20 protein-coding genes are annotated in these 18,307 nt (G+C 41.7%); 15 read left to right on the top strand and 5 right to left on the bottom strand.

Features of this window, described 5'->3' with window-relative positions; all coding sequences use genetic code 11:
• Positions 1–139: 139 nt before the first annotated feature.
• Complete coding sequence (gene dapE / locus GZH31_RS11085) at positions 140–1,330, top strand: succinyl-diaminopimelate desuccinylase (protein WP_180310986.1); 1,191 nt, start codon at positions 140–142, stop codon at positions 1,328–1,330.
• A gap of 44 nt (positions 1,331–1,374) precedes the next feature.
• Here the strand turns inward: dapE and GZH31_RS11080 are convergent, their stop codons facing one another.
• Positions 1,375–3,090 carry a lysophospholipid acyltransferase family protein gene (locus tag GZH31_RS11080; RefSeq protein WP_180310985.1) on the bottom strand — a complete coding sequence of 572 codons (1,716 nt, stop codon included), beginning with the start codon at positions 3,088–3,090 and terminating at the stop codon, positions 1,375–1,377.
• 115 nt (positions 3,091–3,205) lie between these two features.
• Between GZH31_RS11080 and GZH31_RS11075 the strand changes: the two genes are divergently transcribed.
• Both GZH31_RS11075 and GZH31_RS20025 read left to right on the top strand, forming a co-directional pair.
• Positions 3,206–4,126 (top strand): glyoxylate/hydroxypyruvate reductase A, encoded by a 921-nt coding sequence (locus GZH31_RS11075; protein WP_075593736.1) that lies wholly within the window; start codon positions 3,206–3,208, stop codon positions 4,124–4,126.
• Between the two features lie 96 nt (positions 4,127–4,222).
• A complete protein-coding gene (locus GZH31_RS20025) occupies positions 4,223–4,357 on the top strand; it encodes a hypothetical protein (RefSeq protein WP_036967016.1) in 135 nt (44 codons plus the stop codon).
• A 59-nt stretch (positions 4,358–4,416) separates the two neighbouring features.
• On the opposite strand, the gene smrA is transcribed toward GZH31_RS20025, so the two are convergent.
• From smrA to GZH31_RS11060, 3 genes are all read right to left on the bottom strand, one after another.
• Positions 4,417–4,998 carry a DNA endonuclease SmrA gene (gene smrA / locus GZH31_RS11070; protein ID WP_036967020.1) on the bottom strand — a complete coding sequence of 194 codons (582 nt, stop codon included), beginning with the start codon at positions 4,996–4,998 and terminating at the stop codon, positions 4,417–4,419.
• Between the two features lie 148 nt (positions 4,999–5,146).
• Positions 5,147–5,392 (bottom strand): hypothetical protein, encoded by a 246-nt coding sequence (locus tag GZH31_RS11065; protein WP_036969134.1) that lies wholly within the window; start codon positions 5,390–5,392, stop codon positions 5,147–5,149.
• Positions 5,393–5,492: 100 nt separating this feature from the next.
• Positions 5,493–5,936, bottom strand: coding sequence for a hypothetical protein (locus tag GZH31_RS11060; RefSeq protein ID WP_180310984.1), 444 nt, complete (start codon positions 5,934–5,936; stop codon positions 5,493–5,495).
• Between the two features lie 158 nt (positions 5,937–6,094).
• Here GZH31_RS11060 and GZH31_RS11055 point away from each other — a divergent pair, with 158 nt between their 5' ends.
• Positions 6,095–6,478 carry a response regulator gene (locus GZH31_RS11055; protein WP_036967027.1) on the top strand — a complete coding sequence of 128 codons (384 nt, stop codon included), beginning with the start codon at positions 6,095–6,097 and terminating at the stop codon, positions 6,476–6,478.
• Positions 6,479–6,541: 63 nt separating this feature from the next.
• On the opposite strand, the gene rpsT is transcribed toward GZH31_RS11055, so the two are convergent.
• On the bottom strand, positions 6,542–6,802 hold the full coding sequence (gene rpsT / locus GZH31_RS11050; protein WP_036967030.1) for a 30S ribosomal protein S20: 261 nt from the start codon (positions 6,800–6,802) through the stop codon (positions 6,542–6,544).
• Between the two features lie 285 nt (positions 6,803–7,087).
• Between rpsT and murJ the strand changes: the two genes are divergently transcribed.
• The 11 genes from murJ (at position 7,088) to GZH31_RS10995 (ending at position 18,301) form a co-directional block, all read left to right on the top strand.
• Positions 7,088–8,626 carry a murein biosynthesis integral membrane protein MurJ gene (gene murJ, locus GZH31_RS11045; protein ID WP_371915639.1) on the top strand — a complete coding sequence of 513 codons (1,539 nt, stop codon included), beginning with the start codon at positions 7,088–7,090 and terminating at the stop codon, positions 8,624–8,626.
• Between the two features lie 73 nt (positions 8,627–8,699).
• Positions 8,700–9,626: a bifunctional riboflavin kinase/FAD synthetase gene (gene ribF, locus GZH31_RS11040; protein ID WP_065978564.1), complete on the top strand. Its 927-nt coding sequence runs from the start codon at positions 8,700–8,702 to the stop codon at positions 9,624–9,626.
• A gap of 25 nt (positions 9,627–9,651) precedes the next feature.
• On the top strand, positions 9,652–12,477 hold the full coding sequence (gene ileS, locus GZH31_RS11035; RefSeq protein WP_180310983.1) for an isoleucine--tRNA ligase: 2,826 nt from the start codon (positions 9,652–9,654) through the stop codon (positions 12,475–12,477).
• A 9-nt stretch (positions 12,478–12,486) separates the two neighbouring features.
• Positions 12,487–12,987 carry a signal peptidase II gene (lspA, locus tag GZH31_RS11030; protein ID WP_180310982.1) on the top strand — a complete coding sequence of 167 codons (501 nt, stop codon included), beginning with the start codon at positions 12,487–12,489 and terminating at the stop codon, positions 12,985–12,987.
• Positions 12,984–13,424 carry an FKBP-type peptidyl-prolyl cis-trans isomerase gene (gene fkpB / locus GZH31_RS11025; protein ID WP_036967041.1) on the top strand — a complete coding sequence of 147 codons (441 nt, stop codon included), beginning with the start codon at positions 12,984–12,986 and terminating at the stop codon, positions 13,422–13,424. Before lspA ends, fkpB begins: the two co-directional genes overlap by 4 nt.
• Positions 13,424–14,353 (top strand): 4-hydroxy-3-methylbut-2-enyl diphosphate reductase, encoded by a 930-nt coding sequence (ispH, locus tag GZH31_RS11020; protein WP_180310981.1) that lies wholly within the window; start codon positions 13,424–13,426, stop codon positions 14,351–14,353. The genes fkpB and ispH overlap by 1 nt, the downstream gene beginning before the upstream one ends.
• A gap of 38 nt (positions 14,354–14,391) precedes the next feature.
• Positions 14,392–15,420 carry a sensor histidine kinase gene (locus tag GZH31_RS11015; RefSeq protein WP_180310980.1) on the top strand — a complete coding sequence of 343 codons (1,029 nt, stop codon included), beginning with the start codon at positions 14,392–14,394 and terminating at the stop codon, positions 15,418–15,420.
• Complete coding sequence (locus GZH31_RS11010; RefSeq protein WP_268260695.1) at positions 15,417–16,127, top strand: LytTR family DNA-binding domain-containing protein; 711 nt, start codon at positions 15,417–15,419, stop codon at positions 16,125–16,127. Before GZH31_RS11015 ends, GZH31_RS11010 begins: the two co-directional genes overlap by 4 nt.
• 158 nt (positions 16,128–16,285) lie before the next feature.
• The gene (gene pilV, locus GZH31_RS11005) at positions 16,286–16,840 is read left to right on the top strand and encodes a type IV pilus modification protein PilV (protein ID WP_075593731.1); all 555 of its coding nucleotides are present in this window, start codon (positions 16,286–16,288) and stop codon (positions 16,838–16,840) included.
• A 1-nt stretch (position 16,841) separates the two neighbouring features.
• Positions 16,842–17,831, top strand: coding sequence for a PilW family protein (locus tag GZH31_RS11000; protein ID WP_075593730.1), 990 nt, complete (start codon positions 16,842–16,844; stop codon positions 17,829–17,831).
• Positions 17,819–18,301 (top strand): type IV fimbrial biogenesis protein PilX, encoded by a 483-nt coding sequence (locus tag GZH31_RS10995; protein WP_036967062.1) that lies wholly within the window; start codon positions 17,819–17,821, stop codon positions 18,299–18,301. Before GZH31_RS11000 ends, GZH31_RS10995 begins: the two co-directional genes overlap by 13 nt.
• Positions 18,302–18,307 lie beyond the last annotated feature (6 nt).

Genomic DNA, 18,307 nt, shown 5'->3' with positions numbered 1-18,307 from the left:
CAACAGTAACGTGCTGTGCAAAACAGGCTTATTAATGAATGCAAATGACGATAATGCATGGCGAACAGTCATTACTTTCACATTGCGGTAATAAAAGCGCGCTGTAATACCCTTACTTATCTCAGTGGCTAGGGTTATTATGAACTGCGTACTAAATTCACACGTTGAGCAACATTTATCTGCCTATGATGAGGTGGTTGATGTTTTACAAACCTTAATTCGATTTAAATCTGTCACACCCGCACAAGCAGGAGCGATTGATTGGTTAGCAAAAAAGTTAACCACGGTTGGTTTTGAGTGTGATGTGTTTAGCGATAATCAAGTAACGAATCTAATCGCTAAAGTCTCATTTGGTGATGGACCCGTAGTGGCTTTCTCAGGGCATATTGATGTTGTTCCTGCTGCACAGGGGGATTGGAAAGTTGATGCGTTTTCGGGTGACATTGTTGATGGCGCTGTGTATGGACGCGGTGCCGCAGATATGAAAGGCGGTGTAGCTGCCATGTTATGTGCAACACAGGCGCTGCTGCAACAACGCAAAAACGTGCGAGGAACCTTTTATTGGTTGATCACCTCAGATGAAGAAGGCGAAGCCGAGTATGGTTCTCTTTTAATTGCACAGAAACTGGCTCAACAAGGCGTCATACTAGATGGGTGTCTCGTGGGTGAGCCAACCAGTCATTTGCATGTTGGTGATACGATTAAAAATGGTCGCCGCGGAGCGCTCTCTGCACGTTTATTTATAAAAGGGAAAGCGGGGCATGTTGCTTATCCTGAGAACACCGTGAATGCGGCACATATTAGCGCAGAGGTCGTAAAGCGACTCATCGCCATTAACTGGTTTAAAGATGAACCAAGCTCAGAAACGACATTACAAGTAACCGGTATTAATATTGCCAATGTGGTCGATAATCTTGTGCCTGCACAGTGTGAATTAACGTTTAATGTACGTTACAGCCATGGCTATAAAAGTACCGATATAAAAAATGAAATTCAGGCTGCCTTAGCTGATCTTTCGCAGCACCTACAGGTGCAGTGGGAGCGCCCATGTGAGTCTTATTACACACCCCATAAATCAGGCGGCTGTTTGCTCAAACAGGTTGAGCAGGCGATACATCAAGTAACAGGCACATTTCCAGTCTTAAGCACTCACGGTGGTACATCAGATGGCCGTTTTTTTGCGAGTGAGCATACGCAAGTAATTGAATGTGGTGTGCGAAACCACACTATTCATCAGGTGAATGAACATGTTCCTGTGGCCGACTTACTACTCATTGAAAAAATTTACAGCGAGCTGTTAGTTAATATCTTTAGCAATGTTAACACCTAAAAAGCATAGATAATCGGCCGATTGGCCGATATCCACTGTGTGTTTTAGCGAGACTCGCCCAAATAGCGTTTAGCTTTACTGGCCTTTACTTTATTAAGATCAACCAGTACAAGACCATCGATACAATTATTAAACTCAGGATCGATACTAAAGCTGAGAAATTGTACGCCACCGGGTTCGCATAATTCGGTATATTGTTTAAACAAAGTGGGGACTTGAGCGCCAATATTAGCCAGAATATGCTTCAGCTCTACAAAATCCTCTTTAATATCATTCCCTGAAAATAACTGAGTACATTGTTCACGCTGTTGTTCAGTATGACGAAATTCATTGTTGGGTATCGCTAATGTTCGCTGCGCACCGTAATAATGCTGATAGTAATGAACGAGTAAAGATTTTGCTTGTTCAGGTAAGGCATTTGATACACTAACAGCACCAAATAAATAGCGATATTGCGGGTACCTATTTACAAATGCGCCAATACCAAACCATAAGTAATCGAGGCTTTTTCTGCCCCAATATTTGGGTTGTACAAAACTGCGACCCAGCTCAATACCTTGTGCGAAATATGGCGCCATTTCGTCGCTGTAACTAAATAAGCTATCGGTATACAGTCCCTTTTGGCCATGTTTTTCTATAATATCTTTTGCACACGCAAGACGATATGCACCAACTAGTTCCAGTTGTTTTGCATCCCACAGTACGAGGTGCTGATAATCCATATCGTATTTATCAATATCACGTCGCTTACCACTGCCTTCACCGACAGCACGAAAGGCTATTTCGCGTAAACGACCGAGTTCACGAAAAATCGGAGAGCTACCGCTATATTGATAAAGATAAATTTTCATTCCGTCTGATGTTTCACCGAGCAGTTCGCACTGTTCAATGGCTTTCTTTAAATCCTTAGTGGCCTCTGGGCTTGCGATTGGCGTTTGTGTTTTTAAAGGTAATGGCTTTTTAGTGATCAGGCGATAAAGCTGCTTTCTGATCAATTGCGCAATTTCTTTATCTTTTAAATTCTCAATTAAATATGACTCAGGCGGTATTGATGCACCAATTTCAAACTCTAACGATTTTTGCCGTTGTTTAAACATTTCTTTGACCAATAACAAGCTTGCTAATGGTTTGTAGATCATCGAAGTGCCATAAAATAGTGGGCTGTTTTTGGCTTTAATATAAATTGGCAAGATCGGCGCGTTGGCTTTTTTTGCCATGCGTAAAAAGCCGCTGTTCCACTTACAATCTTTGATACCTGTAGGGCTTAGTCGTGACACTTCACCAGCCGGAAATATTAATAATGCGCCTTCTGATTTTAAATGCTGTTGAATATTGGCCAGCTCTTTCTTTTTACTTGTCCCCGATAAGTTGTCGACGGGTAATAACAATGAGTGCATTGGCGTGATTGACATTAGCATGCGGTTAGCAACGACTTTAAGGTCGGGTCTAATGCTGGATAGCACTTTGATTAATGCTAATGCATCGAGCGAGCCAATTGGATGGTTCGCAACAATAACAACATGACCCTCACTGGGGATGTGTTCCATTTGTTTTGGTTTGTAACGTGTATCAAAGTCAAGTTCATCGAGTACTTGCTCAACAAACTCGAGCCCCTGTAAGTGAGGGTAGGCATCGCCAAAGGCAACAAACTCTTGTTCATGTAATAAATAGCCTAGCCCCTTTTTTACCAACCCTTTTACTTTTGGTGAATTTTCTAACTGTGGTAAATTTGCTTCTATTACTTTATCAACACTGATCATACACACCTCAATCTTAAACGCATCTAGCGATATAAGTAGGGTAAAAGCTCGCTGTGACAGTTAAGTTGCAGTTGTGTGACTTTTTAAAGAGCGCTAACGATAAGCGGAGAACAAAATGATTTTACTTGTGGCAATCACTGGCCGAGATTGCAGTCAATTAATTGAACGATTACGTACTTTATTACCCGAAGTGGAAGTACAGTTGTGGTCAGAATGTACAGATTATAGCGCCGTTGAATTTGTATTGGCGTGGAATGCGCCTGCAGACTTATGGGCGAAACTCCCTAATTTAAAAGCTGTGTCGTCGTTTGGTGCAGGCGTAGACAGCATTGACTTAACGGCGATTGCCCCCTCTGTTCCTGTGGTACGTATTGTCGACGAGACCCTTGCCAGCGATATGGCTGAATATGTGTTGACCCATGTATTAGCGCAAAAATTAAGATTGAAAGAATATTTTTTAAAACAATCACAAGGAGCATGGAAACCCAAACGAGCATATGCACATCAGCATGTGGGTATTTTAGGCTATGGTGAGCTTGGAAAGGCATGTGCCAAACGTTTGGTGGCGAATGGTTTTACGGTAAGTGCATGGTCAAATAGCGAAAAACAAGAACAACAGGTTACTTGTTACCATACAGAAAATGGCTTGAATACAATGCTAAAACAGGTTGACTACTTGGTGTGTTTGTTGCCTCTTAATCAACATACTACAGGCATTATTGATGCTGCATTATTAAGTAAGCTGCAAAATCATGCGGTGCTCATTAATGTTGCCCGTGGTAAGCATGTCGTTGACGCCGATTTGCTGGCGGCTTTAGATAACAATTCCTTACGTGGCGCAACGCTTGATGTGTTCGCTGAAGAGCCTTTACCTGAAGGGCACCCATTTTGGTCTCATGATAAAATTACACTCACTCCTCATTGTGCTGCTTTATCGGATATAAACACGGTAACTGAACAAATTGCAGGTAATGTAAAAAGATTGCTAAATGGGGAAAGGCTAGTAAATCTGGTTGATAGAACAAAAGGTTATTGACATCTAATAAATTATTTTATTAAACAGCTTGTTAACATCTGTAACTTTGCTATGCTGTTGGTGGACAATAAACCAACAATAATAATAAGAGGTGTTATGAAATCTAATCAAGGTGGGGCAAAACTTAGCTTAGTGGTGGTGTCTGTAATCGTATTAGGTATATCTGCATGGTTTAATCAAGCCAATGCTGCAGGTGTTGACGTACCAGAAATTGTACAAAGTCAATCATAACGTTTTAAGAGGTGCTTCGCAAAGTGAGCGTTGCACCTGATTACATCTAAATTATGTTATTAACTTCTCTTAGAATGGCGCTCTCTATTCTCGTGCTTTTTCTCATCTGACTTTTTGATCATTACATAGGTAGCACCGTTGCCGCCATGCTGCTTAAGTGCGCTGTGAAACGCAAGTACAGCGGGTATTTCTTGTAGCCACTTATTGGTATAGCTTTTTAAGATACCCGGTTTTGATTTATTTTTAATACCAATTCCATGGCGAATTAACACCACGCGAATATTGCGCAGATGACAATCATTAATAAAATTGAATAAGGTGCTTCGGGCATGTTGGAGTGCCTGTCCATGCAAATCTAGGGTTGCATCAAGCTGATATTTCGCTAAGCGAAGATTTTTATAAACTTGGGCTTGAACGCCATCTTTCTTGAACGCTAAAACAGCGTGTGGATCAAGTAATTCAACAAACTCACTGCGAAGGTAGTTTTCATCGATTGCGAGATCAGACTCAGCGGCTTTACGTTTTTCTTGTTGTGACAGAGAAGGGCCTTGCTTGGTGGTATCGAGTTTTACAGTATCGTGCTTGAGAGGCTTTACATCTTCCATAGAAGAGAGAAATAAGTCGAAGTCGTTTAATGACATAAGGCACCTCTAAAATATCTTTATACGGAATATATGGTATCTCAGTTCAGTCATATTGTAAGTAAAAAAAAGCCCAAACATAGCGATGTTTGGGCGTAAAGGATGATAGAAGCGTTAAAGTGTTCTATCAAATAATCTTGGGAGAAGATTAACCTTGATTAATATTCAATTGGCCAAAAGTGTAGACCTTGAATAAATAAAATGTGTTGATCAACACTAAGCTCATATTTGAGATCACACTTGATGACATCAGATCTAAACTAAACGATAAAAATAATAAACTACACGCGCTAATAGCAGCAAAACGCAATAAGGTTAACTGATTAATAAAAAAAGCACCTAATCCTAGTGCAAGTAACGTAAAGTTTAAAAGCCAATCTAGCTCGTTTAGCATGGTCGTATCTAATAGTGTCTGTGTTGAAAAAGGAGCGCCATTATGGTGATCTTTTACACAGCTTTCAACCAAGTAATTTTTTATTTTCAGATTAGATTTTTTAATCCATTATTAGCTTTTTCATTGCCGCAAAAAAACCGCTTTGCTCTGTTACACGGTATTTTTGGCAACTCGCAGGGTCGCGTTTATCTTGGCATAAGTAAATCACATTACGGCTAAGGTCTGCACGGGGTATAAGGGTTGAGTCAAAGAGGTTTGCCCCGAAGCCAAAAACACCTGGCCAATACACGCTTTGAGATACCATCCCTAGTTTTTCATAGGTAATGAGAACGGGCTTGGGCGTAATTAGCATAATTAATACAACAGCGGCAATTGCATACCAGCGACTTGCACTTTTTTTAACCGGTTCGTGGGCGCCAGCCTGCTGCACCGTTTGGGGGGAGACACGTTGCGGGTTTGCAGGTCGTCGTTTTGTTGTCGATGTTGGTTTTTTTCGTGCTGGTGTTTTACCTAACAGCGATTGTTTTTTTATTTTATTAGACATAAAGCTTATCTGGCCTTTTATACATAGCTCTCTATAATGAGATTATAACGAAGTTTTTGATATAATAGTCAAATTCAGATCATATAACACTGATTGTCTTATTGCGTCACAGAGTTACATTCAATTAGTGTGAACCTTTATTGCTTAAGAGGAATAGTATGGATACGCAGCTTTCAATTCTTATCGTTGACGATGTGGGAACAGTTCGTAGCTTTTTAAATCAAACGCTCATGCACTTGGGGATTGATGACGTGCGCGAGGCTTCAACGGCTGCGCAGTGTTTAAGTGAATGTAAAGAGAAAGAGTTTAATATCATTTTTTTAGATATTGAATTGCCAGATGGCGATGGAAAAGAAATTATTTCTCATATCAACGACATTTCACCAGAGGCAAATGTGGTGATGGTGTCAGCCCATTCAACAGTTGAAAATGTGAAAGATGCAATTGATAAAGGCGCTAAAGGGTTTGTTGTTAAGCCGTTTACACCGAAGAAAATTGCGGCAATGTTGAAAAAGTTCTACCCAGAGCTGGAAATTGTGTAACGTCAAATTTCAGGTAAAAAAAAACCGGCAAAAGCCGGTTTTTTTATATCTTTCAAAAACAAATTATAGCGCTTTGATTTTAGCTGCTAAACGGCTCTTATGACGAGCTGCTTTGTTTTTGTGGATTAGACCTTTAGTTGCGTAACGGTCTAGGATAGGTGTTGCAACAGCAAATGCTGCTTGTGCAGCTTCTTTGTCGCCCGCTTCAATTGCAGCAACTACTTTTTTGAAGTAAGTGCGCATCATTGAACGACGGCTTGCGTTATGTTGACGATTTTTTTCGCTCGTGATAGCGCGTTTTTTTGCAGACTTGATGTTAGCCAAGGTTTGCTCCTAACAATCTTAAAATAAGCTTAATTTAAAGGCCGTGGAATATGCCTGTTTTTATCATGAATGTCAATGAATTTTTGACAGCTCAAGAAAAACTGCTCCTTATAACGAACATCAATTTGCCGCTTTAGCAGTTAATATCGACATTGTAACAAAGCGTCGTGTCCGAGCCTAGTGCTTTAGAGATATTTTAGGCATAATCGCCCATCTTAAAGGTTTTTTGATAATAGGTTTAAGGTGGCAAAAGGATTATTTCGTTCCGGGATGATTGTCAGTGCGATGACGATGATTTCGCGTATTTTAGGGTTAGTTCGCGATGCGGTTGTTGCTAACTTGCTGGGTGCAAGTGCGGCAGCTGATGTGTTTTTATTTGCTAATAGAATCCCTAACTTTTTACGACGTCTATTTGCCGAAGGCGCATTTGCACAGGCATTTGTACCCGTATTGTCTGAAATAAAAGAGCAGCAAGGTGACGACAAGGTTAGACTCTTTGTCGCGCAGGCTGCGGGCACTTTGGGCACAATTTTGCTGATCGTCACTTTATTTGGTGTGATTGCCTCGCCAGTGATTGCTGCTTTATTTGGTACTGGCTGGTTTATTGATTGGTGGCAAGGGGGAGAGGATGCCGCTAAGTTCGAATTAGCGAGTGCGTTATTAAAGCTCACGTTTCCGTACTTGTTTTTTGTGAGTCTTGTTGCTCTTAGTGGCGCAGTAATGAATGTGTATAACCGCTTTGCCGTGGCCGCATTTACCCCTGTATTATTGAATATTTCAATTATTGCCTGTGCTATTTTTCTGCATGATAAATTTGCAGTAGGTGCTTATGCATTAGCAATAGGGGTGTTCATTGGTGGCTTGGTGCAACTGATTTTTCAGCTGCCATTTTTGTATCGAGCGGGCATGTTGAGCCGACCTAAGTGGGGGTGGCAAGACGAAAATGTCGTGAAAGTACGAAAGTTGATGTTACCGGCCTTGTTTGGTGTATCGATTAGTCAAATTAATTTATTGCTCGATACCATGATTGCCTCAATGCTTATGACAGGCTCCATTGCCTGGCTTTACTATTCAGACAGATTGATAGAGTTCCCCCTTGGGTTATTCGGTATTGGTATTGCAACAGTGATTTTACCGGCACTGTCTAAATTACATAGTACGAAAAGCACACTTGATTTTCAGCATACGCTTGATTGGGGAGTGCGATTTGTTATTTTCTTAGGTTTACCAGCCATGTTTGGTTTAATGGTGATAAGCCCGTTGATCATCACGGTGCTTTTTGACCATGGTGCGTTTCAAGACGGTGAAATTGATCACGTTCAAGCGGTTAGTTATGGCGTGATGGCGTACTCGGTAGGGTTAGTCAGTTTTATGTTAATTAAGGTGTTAGCGCCTGGTTTTTACTCGCGACAAGACACTAAAACCCCCGTGAAAATAGGCATAAAAACCTTGGTTCTAAACATGGTGTTTAACATCATGTTAGCGCCTTTTATTGGTTATTTAGGGTTAGCTTTAGCCACGTCTATGTCGGCCAGCTGTAATGCGTTTTTACTTTATCGGCAGTTACGCAAAGAAGGGGTTTATCAGTTTTCTTCAATGAGCGTCGGTTTTACATTTAAGTGTTTGTTTTCGAGTATTTTGATGGCGACTGCGGTATGGTATGCAGGTCAGCACTTTGCATGGCGAAGCTGGCACTTTAGTGAACAAGTTATGTTGTTGGCAGGGCTGCTTGTGTTGGCTGTATTGGTATACTTTGTTGTGCTCTTTATTTTAGGAATACGACTAAATACGATAAAAAGTGTTGCAACTACTGAATCCAACTAAAAAAAAGATTATAATCGGCGCTTCAAGCCCGATGAACATGTTTTGGGCGTGCTGACAAAGGCAAATAGGTGGCATGGAGTTAATTAGAGGTATTCATAATATTCGCGCACAACACTATGGTTGCGTGTTAACGATTGGGAACTTTGATGGTGTGCATTTAGGCCATGCTGAAGTGATTAAAGGCTTGCTACTTGATGCGCAAAAACATCAGTTACCCAGCACTGTTATGTTATTTGAGCCTCAGCCACAAGAGTTTTTTGCTAAAGATAACGCACCCGCTCGATTGACACGTTTGCGTGATAAGCTTCGATTGTTAGCAGAGCTGGGTGTTGAACGCGTAATTTGTATTAGTTTTAATCAGCAGTTTGCTAACATGGAAGCAGAGCAGTTTGTTAACGAAGTCTTGGTTGATAAGCTCGGCGTGAAAGCGCTCACTGTCGGTGATGATTTTTGTTTTGGAAAACGTCGCAGTGGTGACTTTGCGTTGCTAAAAAATATGGGTGCAGCGCTGAATATAGATGTTAAAAGTACGGCCAGCTTTCGTCGTCTTAATGACAGAGTAAGTAGCACACTAATCCGCCATGCGCTAGCAGCAGGGCAATTAGAAGAGGCTAAAACGATGCTGGGTCATGGGTATGCGATTTCTGGACGTGTTATTCACGGTTGGGCAAAAGGCCGTGAGCTTGGTTTTAGAACGGCAAATATTGCCTTGAAACGTCAAGTATGCCCAGTAAATGGCGTATTTGCGGTGAAAGCGACCGTTGGCAATGAACAGCTGTTTGGGGTTGCAAATATTGGCAACAAACCCACATTTAACGGGACACGCGCATTATTAGAAGTTCACCTTTTTAACTTTGCGCAGGACATTTACGGACAATTTATGCATGTGGAGCTTGTAAAAAAGCTTCGCGATGAGAAAAAATTCGAGACATTAACACAACTGACGGCGCAGATTGCAGATGATGTAACCGCCGCTAAGCAGTGTTTTGGTTTAAATTAGGTAGCCGATACGGAAAGTAGGATTAATGAGCGACTACAAACATACTTTGAATTTACCGGAAACAGCGTTTCCAATGCGCGGCAATTTGGCACAACGTGAACCAACTATGCTTAAAACATGGTATGAAGACGATCTATATGGTCAAATTCGCAGCGCTAAAAAAGGTAAAAAAACCTTCATTTTGCATGACGGCCCTCCGTATGCAAACGGTGACATCCATTTAGGCCACTCTGTAAACAAAATTCTTAAAGACATTATTGTTAAGTCAAAAACCTTGTCTGACTTTGATGCGCCTTATGTGCCTGGTTGGGACTGCCATGGTCTACCTATTGAATTAATGGTTGAAAAGAAAGTTGGCAAGCCTGGTGTTAAAGTGTCAGCGGCTGAGTTTCGTGAAAAATGTCGCGAATATGCTAAAAAGCAAGTTGAAGGTCAAAAAACAGACTTTAAACGCTTAGGGGTATTTGGTGATTGGGACAAGCCTTACCTGACCATGAACTTTGACTTTGAAGCGAATGCAATCCGTGTATTAGGCCGTATTATTAAAAATGGTCATTTACACAAAGGTGCTAAACCGGTTCATTGGTGTACAGATTGTGGTTCAGCGCTTGCTGAAGCAGAAGTTGAGTACCAAGACAAACAATCACCTGCTATCGACGTACGCTTTGAGTTTGCAGATCAAGATGCCGTTATTAACGCATTTGAACTTGCCGATGGTCATCAAGGTACAGGCGCTGTAAGCACTGTTATCTGGACAACTACACCGTGGACACTTCCTGCCAACCGCGCAGTGGCTGTTCATGAGAAGCTTGAGTATGCATTAGTTCAAGTTGATGACGAGGGCGCGCAACAGCGTTTGATCTTAGGCTCTGAACTCGTTAAAGATGCGATGGATCGTTACGGTTTCAATCATTACCATGTACTGGGTTATGTTAAAGGTGCTGCCTTAGAAAACTTACACGTTGCTCACCCTTTTTATGACTTTACAGTGCCTGTGATTGTTGCTGATCACGTAACGACAGATTCGGGTACGGGGGTTGTTCACACTGCACCTGGTCATGGTCAAGAAGATTTCGCGGCTGGTCTTGCATATGGTTTAGAAGTAGCAAACCCGGTGGGTGCAAATGGTGTTTATTTACCTAATACGCCACTGTTTGCAGGTCAACATGTATTCAAAGCCAACGCGAGTGTTATTGATGTATTAACAGAAAATAACGCGCTGTTGCATCATCATGCACTCAATCATAGTTACCCACATTGCTGGCGTCATAAAACGCCAATCATCTTCCGTGCGACACCACAATGGTTTGTAAGCATGGATCAAGCGAACCTTCGTCAAGATTCATTGAATGAAATCAAAAAGACAGAGTGGTTACCTGAGTGGGGTGAAAGCCGCATTGCGAACATGGTTGAAGGCCGACCTGATTGGTGTATTTCACGTCAGCGTACATGGGGTGTACCTATTGCATTGTTCGTTGATAAAGACACAGGGGCGTTACACCCGAATACGCAAGCATTAATCGAAGAAGCGGCTAAGCTAGTTGAAAAATCAGGTATTCAAGCGTGGTACGATTTAGACCCTGCAACATTACTTGGTGATGACGCTGATAAGTACATGAAAGTGCAAGATACTTTAGATGTTTGGTTTGATTCAGGTGTGACTCACGCGTGTGTTGTTGATGCGCGTGAAGACTTGACGGGCCCAGCAGATCTTTACCTTGAAGGGTCTGACCAACATCGTGGTTGGTTTATGTCGTCAATGATGACATCGGTTGCAATTAATGGCCATGCACCTTACAAGCAAGTGTTAACACACGGCTTCACCGTTGATGAAAACGGCCGTAAGATGTCTAAGTCACTGGGTAATGTTATTTCACCGCAAAATGTGATGAACAAACTAGGTGCTGATATTTTACGCCTATGGGTTGCATCAACTGACTTTACCGCAGAGATGACGGTATCGGATGAAATCTTCAAGCGCTCGGCAGATCGTTACCGTCGTATTCGTAACACGAGCCGTTACTTACTTGCTAACTTAAATGGTTTTGATCCAAAAACAGATCACGTTGCTATCGACGATATGGTTGAACTAGACCGCTGGATTGTTGGTCGTGCTGCCGAGTTACAAGATGAAATTTTAGCTGCTTACGACAAGTACCAAATGTTACTTGTAACGCAAAAATTAATGAATTTCTGTACGGGTGAGCTTGGTTCATTCTACTTAGATGTAATCAAAGACCGTCAATACACAGCGAAAAGCGATAGCCATGCACGCCGCTCATGTCAAACAGCGCTTTATCACATTGCAGAAGCAATGACGCGTTGGATGGCACCAATCTTAAGCTTCACTGCACAAGAGATTTGGGAAGCATTACCGGGCGAACGTGATAAATTTGTATTCACATCAGTGTGGTACGATGGGCTTAAAGCCTCTACGCAAGGTAAGTTCAGTAACAATGATTGGCTCACAATTCTGAATGTACGTGATGAAGTGAACCGCGTATTAGAAGCGGCGCGTAAAGAAGACATTATTGGTGCGACTTTACAAGCAAATGTCAGTATTTATGCAACTGAAGCGTTAAGTTCAAAACTTGCCGCATTAGGTGATGAATTACGCTTTGTATTATTAACTTCTGGTGTCACTGTTGAAACGGTTACTGAACAACCACAAGGTAGCCAAGCAACTGAAATTGATGGCTTGTTCATCAACGTTACAGCAACAACGGCAGAAAAATGTGAACGTTGTTGGCATTACTGTGATGATGTAGGTGCTGAGCCTGCTCATCCTGAAATCTGTGGCCGTTGTGTTAGCAATGTTGATGGCGACGGTGAACAACGTCAGTTCGCATAGGAGTTGTTTGTGAGCAAACTATCCGGAAAAAGTGGCTTAGTATGGTTATGGCTGAGTCTACTACTTTTAGTAGTAGACCATGCGACAAAAACACTTGTTGTAAATACCATGACCTACAAAGAATCTATTGAAATTTTGCCATTCTTTAATTTTACCTATGTGCATAACTATGGTGCTGCCTTTAGCTTTTTAAGTGATGCTGGTGGTTGGCAACGCTGGTTTTTAAGCTTAATTGCTGTGGTTATTAGTGTGCTTTTAACATGGTGGTTAAAACGTTTACCTGCCAGTAATAAGGTGTTGTGCTCTGCGTATGCACTTGTACTTGCGGGTGCGATTGGTAATTTATACGATCGTATTGTCTATGGTTATGTAATAGACTTTTTGCATGTGTATTATGAAAATTGGCACTTCCCAGCATTCAATATTGCCGACAGTGCAATTTGTATCGGTGCAGCATTACTTTTATACGATGCCTTTACAGGCGAAAGTCCTAAGGAGCAAAAAGCATGAGCCAAGCAGTAATTGGTGAAAAGTCTGAAGTGATCTTTCATTTCTCAATTAAATTAGAAGATGGCTCAGCAGCTGATTCGACGAAGGTGCACAATAAGCCTGCAAAATTAAGAATGGGCGATGGTAGTCTAACCGCCAACTTTGAAAAGTGTTTGTTAGGCCTAGCCGCAGGCGAGAGTAAGTCATTTGAACTTGAACCTGAAGATGCCTTTGGGCAACCAAACCCAGATAATATTTACTATGTAGACCGCAGTAAGTTTGGCGCTGACACTCCAGCTGAGGTGGGGAACATTATTGCCTTCACTCAACCTGATGGCACTGAATTACCAGGACTTGTCCGTGAGGTACAAGGTGAGTCTGTAACGATTGATTTCAATCATCCACTTGCTGGCCAGCGTTTAACCTTTGAAGTCGATATTTTAGAGGTAACAGGGTAATGGATATTTTATTAGCTAACCCACGTGGTTTTTGTGCAGGTGTTGACCGCGCAATCAGTATCGTTGAGCGAGCACTAGATATCTTTGAAAAGCCTATTTATGTGCGACACGAAGTGGTGCATAACCGCTATGTAGTAGACGGTCTTAAAAACCGCGGTGCTGTATTCGTTGAAGAACTTGATCAAGTTCCTGATGACAGCATTGTTATTTTTAGTGCGCACGGTGTATCTCAAGCGGTACGTAGTGAGGCTAAGCGTCGTGAATTAAAAGTTTTCGATGCAACCTGTCCGCTAGTTACCAAAGTACATATGGAAGTAACGCGCGCGAGCCGTAAAGGCATCGAGTGCATTTTAATAGGTCATCATGGTCACCCTGAAGTAGAAGGCACCATGGGGCAATATAATAACGAAGCAGGGGGTATCTACTTAGTAGAAACACCGGAAGATGTTGCAAATCTGACGGTTAAAAATCCTGACAATTTATTTTATTGCAGTCAAACAACCTTGTCGGTTGATGACACTGCCGATGTTATTGATGCTTTACGTACAAAGTTTCCTGCAATTGATGGTCCGCGTAAAGATGATATATGTTATGCGACACAAAACCGTCAAGATGCGGTGCGTGACTTAGCAGATAAAGTTGATGTGTTACTGGTTGTGGGAGCTAAAAATAGCTCAAACTCAAATCGTTTACGTGAACTTGCAGATAAAATGGGCACTAAAGCGTATTTAATTGATGATGCAAGTAACGTTGAAGCTGATTGGTTTAACAACCTCAATGCCGTAGGGGTTACTGCGGGCGCATCTGCACCAGAAGTGTTAGTGCAGCAAGTAATTACTCGTCTAAAAGAATTGGGTGGAAACCAAGTTGTTGAAAACCCTGGCGAAGAAGAGAATATAGTATTTGCCGTTCCTGTTGAGCTACGCTAATCTAAACGAGTAGTTAACAACAGATACTAGGAGAGCCCATGAGCACACAGCCAAATCAAAACGGCTTGTTGATTGCGGCTCTTTTTCAATCCCGAGGTGTGCTTGCTACACTCGTGGTAAGTCAAGTTATTGCTATTTTACTAGCGTTTGCCCCTGCAACCGAAGGCGATGTATGGCTTCGTCTTGCCATTTTCAGTTTCTTTTTGCACTTAATCTTTCTGACAAGTGTTGCCGCACTGTATATTTTTAGAAAATACTTGGCACGCTATTCTAATAATTTCCAACTACTTATCCTGACTATTTCATTATTGCTATCAACGTGTTTTTACAGTGTGGCTGTATTATCTCTCTTTGCAGATATTTATTATATTGAATCAGCGGGCTATTTTATCGCGAGTAATGTACTCATAATCTTTTTAGTGGCGGCATTATTTAGTCAATTTGTTGTTATACAAAACCAAAAAGAGCTACAAACCAAAGCATTAGCGCATGCTGAGTTAGATGCGTTACAAGCACGTATTCGTCCACACTTTTTATTCAATAGCTTGAACACAGCTGCCGAGCTAACGCATTATGATGCCGAAGCCGCCGAGCAAGCTATTTTAGCTTTAGCTGCGTTATCACAAGCTGCAATGAAAAGCGGTAAAGCGATTTCTTTACAAGACGAGCTGATATTATGTGAGCAATATATTGCACTTGAGCGTTGGCGTTATGGCGAGCGATTAACGGTTAATTGGCAGATGCCAGCGTGCGTCCCAGACGTTGAAATTCCGTGTCTAACGATACAGCCTATTATTGAGAACGCGGTGTATTATGGCCTTGAACCGGCTTCTGAGAGCACAAAAATTACCATAGAGATGCATATAACCGATAAAAGCTATACGTTTATTATTATTAATCCTGTGGTTGAAAATGCAGAGCAGCGCCGCGCTGGTAATGGCATGGCACTTGAAAACATTCGCCAAAGGTTGGCGCTTTTTTATCACTATCGTGCCAAGTTAACCACCACACATCGCGATAGTGAGTTTAGAGCTAAACTCGTTATTCCAAGGCAGGAAATTACATGATCAATGTTTTGATTGTTGACGATGAACCGCTGGCTCGGGCACGTGTTAGGCGTTTATTAACCATGCATCCTAACTACCATGTTGTTGGCGATGCAGACAATGGTGAGCAGGCGGTAACGCTGTGTAAAGAGTTGCAACCGGATATCGTGTTATTAGATATTAATATGCCAAAATTAAGTGGCTTAGAGGTCGCAAAGGCATTAAAGTTGCTTGCTATACCTCCGGCTGTGGTGTTTTTAACGGCCCACTCTGAACATGCTCTAGAAGCATTTGAGTTAGCGGTAGATGGCTATTTAGTAAAACCTGTGACCGAGCAAGCACTTACAAAAACCTTACTGCAACTTAGCAAACTAAATCGTACACAAGTCAATAGGCCTGTTCATTCACATATCACTTATCAGTTAGCGGGTGCTATGCGCCGAGTCAATATCGACGATGTGGTGTGCTGTGTTGCAGAGCAAAAATATACGCGACTAATTTTTGTTGGCGGTGAAGCTATTATCGAGCATAGCTTGAAACAGCTTGAAAGTACGTACTCACAACAATTATTGCGTATTCATCGTAATACCTTGGTTAATAAGCTGCATATACAGAGCCTTCATTGCTCTGTGTCGAGTGGTCATCATTTGATAATGCGACATTATGATGAACCTCTCACCATTAGCCGTCGAGCACTTAAAACCGTAAAACAAGCGATGGGTGAATAGTTTTACCACACAGTTTTACGGTGCCAATTTTCGATGCTGTTTTAGTCGGTATGTTCGGACCGCTTATCAATAAATTTGACCGTTCATCTAAACCCTCATTGCTATTTATTATTGTCCTTTTATGCTTATTGTATGGAAATCTATGAGCTGATTTTAATATGACACGGCATTCACATGTTCAAGGCTTTACCTTAGTTGAAGTACTTATTGCTTTTGTGATTTTAAGCTTTGGGTTGTTAGGCGCTGTAGCGCTGCAGGCAAAAGCTAAGCAAGCTAGTTTTGATTCAATGCAGCGTGCTGCAGCGGTGGCGTTAGGAAACGATATTATTCAACGAATGCGAGCAAACGATTCCACAGGATTTACAGCCCTCTATAATGGCACTTTCACAAGTGACACTGCGTTAAATACCAATTTACAATGCTACAACGCAGCGTGTAATGCTCAGCAACTTGCAGCCCTTGATAAACAGCAATGGGTGCGGGCTATTCAAGCGCGTGAAAATACCGGGGCTTTAGATGATGCAACGGTGTGTATCAAGAGCACGCCTGTCGCAGCGGGTAATGCAAGTGAATTTAATATTAACGTGGTGATCAGTTGGCAAGGTCGACAAGCAATTAAAGCAAATGCAGGTACGTCGGCAATTGAATGCGGTGCAGCCAATGATAAGCGTCGTTTAATTGTGCTTGAAAGCTATATTTACTTAAGGTCTTGATATGAGAAAGCATGCAGGATTTACGTTAGTTGAAATGATGGTTGCGCTATTTATAGGCGGACTTGTTTTAGGTGGCGTTATGTTCACCTATATTAGTATGAAAGTGACCACGCGTGACACCATGACAATTGGTGAGTTACAAGAAACAGGCCGATTAGCGATTAATATTATGCAACGTGATATTGAGCAAATAGGCTTTTGGGGAACATTTTATGAAGACTCGTTTTCGCCAGCAAATACAGAGTCAACCGCTAATCCTACTCCCGATTGTTCTGAAGGGCTTAACAATGGTAGTTTCCCGGTTAAAACAGCAACGAGTAACTTTCGCTCAGTGTATGCAGTGTTAACCGCGACTGGTGATGCATTAGGCTGCATAAAAAACGCTAAAAAAAATACAGATGTTCTGCAGTTAAAGTTTCTTGAAGGTTTGCAAATTCGACCTGATGATACAGGTGCTGGCAGTTATTACTTTGTTGCCGAACAAGAAAGAGCTCAGTTTGTACAAGGGCCAATTGATGGTGCCTCACTTAATGTTAACGCGACTGTATGGCGTTATCGTCATCACGTTTATTACATTTCTGAGCAAAATTACACAATAAATGACCAACCTGTCACTGTGCCCGTTTTAATGCGCAGACGTTTAAAACCAGGCTCAGGCATGGTTACAGAAACGATAATGGAAGGGGTTGAGGACATGCACTTTGTATTTGGTCTCGATACAACCAATAATAGCCGTGTTGATACGTATAAAAGTATTAACCAAATGACGAATACTGATTGGGAAAACCGTCATGGCATCTTAACTGTGCAAGTTTTCCTATTAGTCAGAGCGCTTACCCCAGATGGCGATTTAAAAATTCAAAATCAAACGTATACCTTGGGTGAAGATGAAAGTAGTAGAGAGCTAACCTTTACTGATAATTACCGTCGAGCATTGTTTACCACGACTATTCGCTTAAATAATGTGGGAGCTAATTTATGGCGTATATAACGTTAGCAAAAAGACAACAAGGCGTTGTGTTAATTGTTGCTCTTATTATGGTTGTCGCGGTCACAGGCATTGCAGTTACTCTTATGAGTAGCAGTAGTATTGACATTAAAATCACCAATGCAGCACAAGAACGTGAAGCTGCAGAAAATGAGTTAATTGGCACGGTACAGCGCGTAATAGCCAACCAAGCTGCTGCAGGGGCAAATAGTGCCTTTTTTAAAAGAGCATCAGCAATACCTGGCGGAGTTCATGATTTAGGGAATATTGGCGATGCATCAAGTTCGATGGTTAATTTAAATAACGGCCCAAGTGATATTCCTTGTCCACGCAAGTTTAATTTTACAGCGGGTGTGTCATGCAACATGTTGCAAATAGATACATCAATTACCTATGGCTCTAAAAGTAATCACACACTCACAATCACAACGGGTGTTGCTCAAGAGATGGTAGGCCGTAACTCAGGCCGTTAACGGAGA

The organism is Pseudoalteromonas sp. JSTW, from assembly GCF_013423925.1.
GTDB lineage: Bacteria > Pseudomonadota > Gammaproteobacteria > Enterobacterales > Alteromonadaceae > Pseudoalteromonas > Pseudoalteromonas lipolytica.
This window is presented reverse-complemented; position numbering and strand designations above follow the sequence as displayed.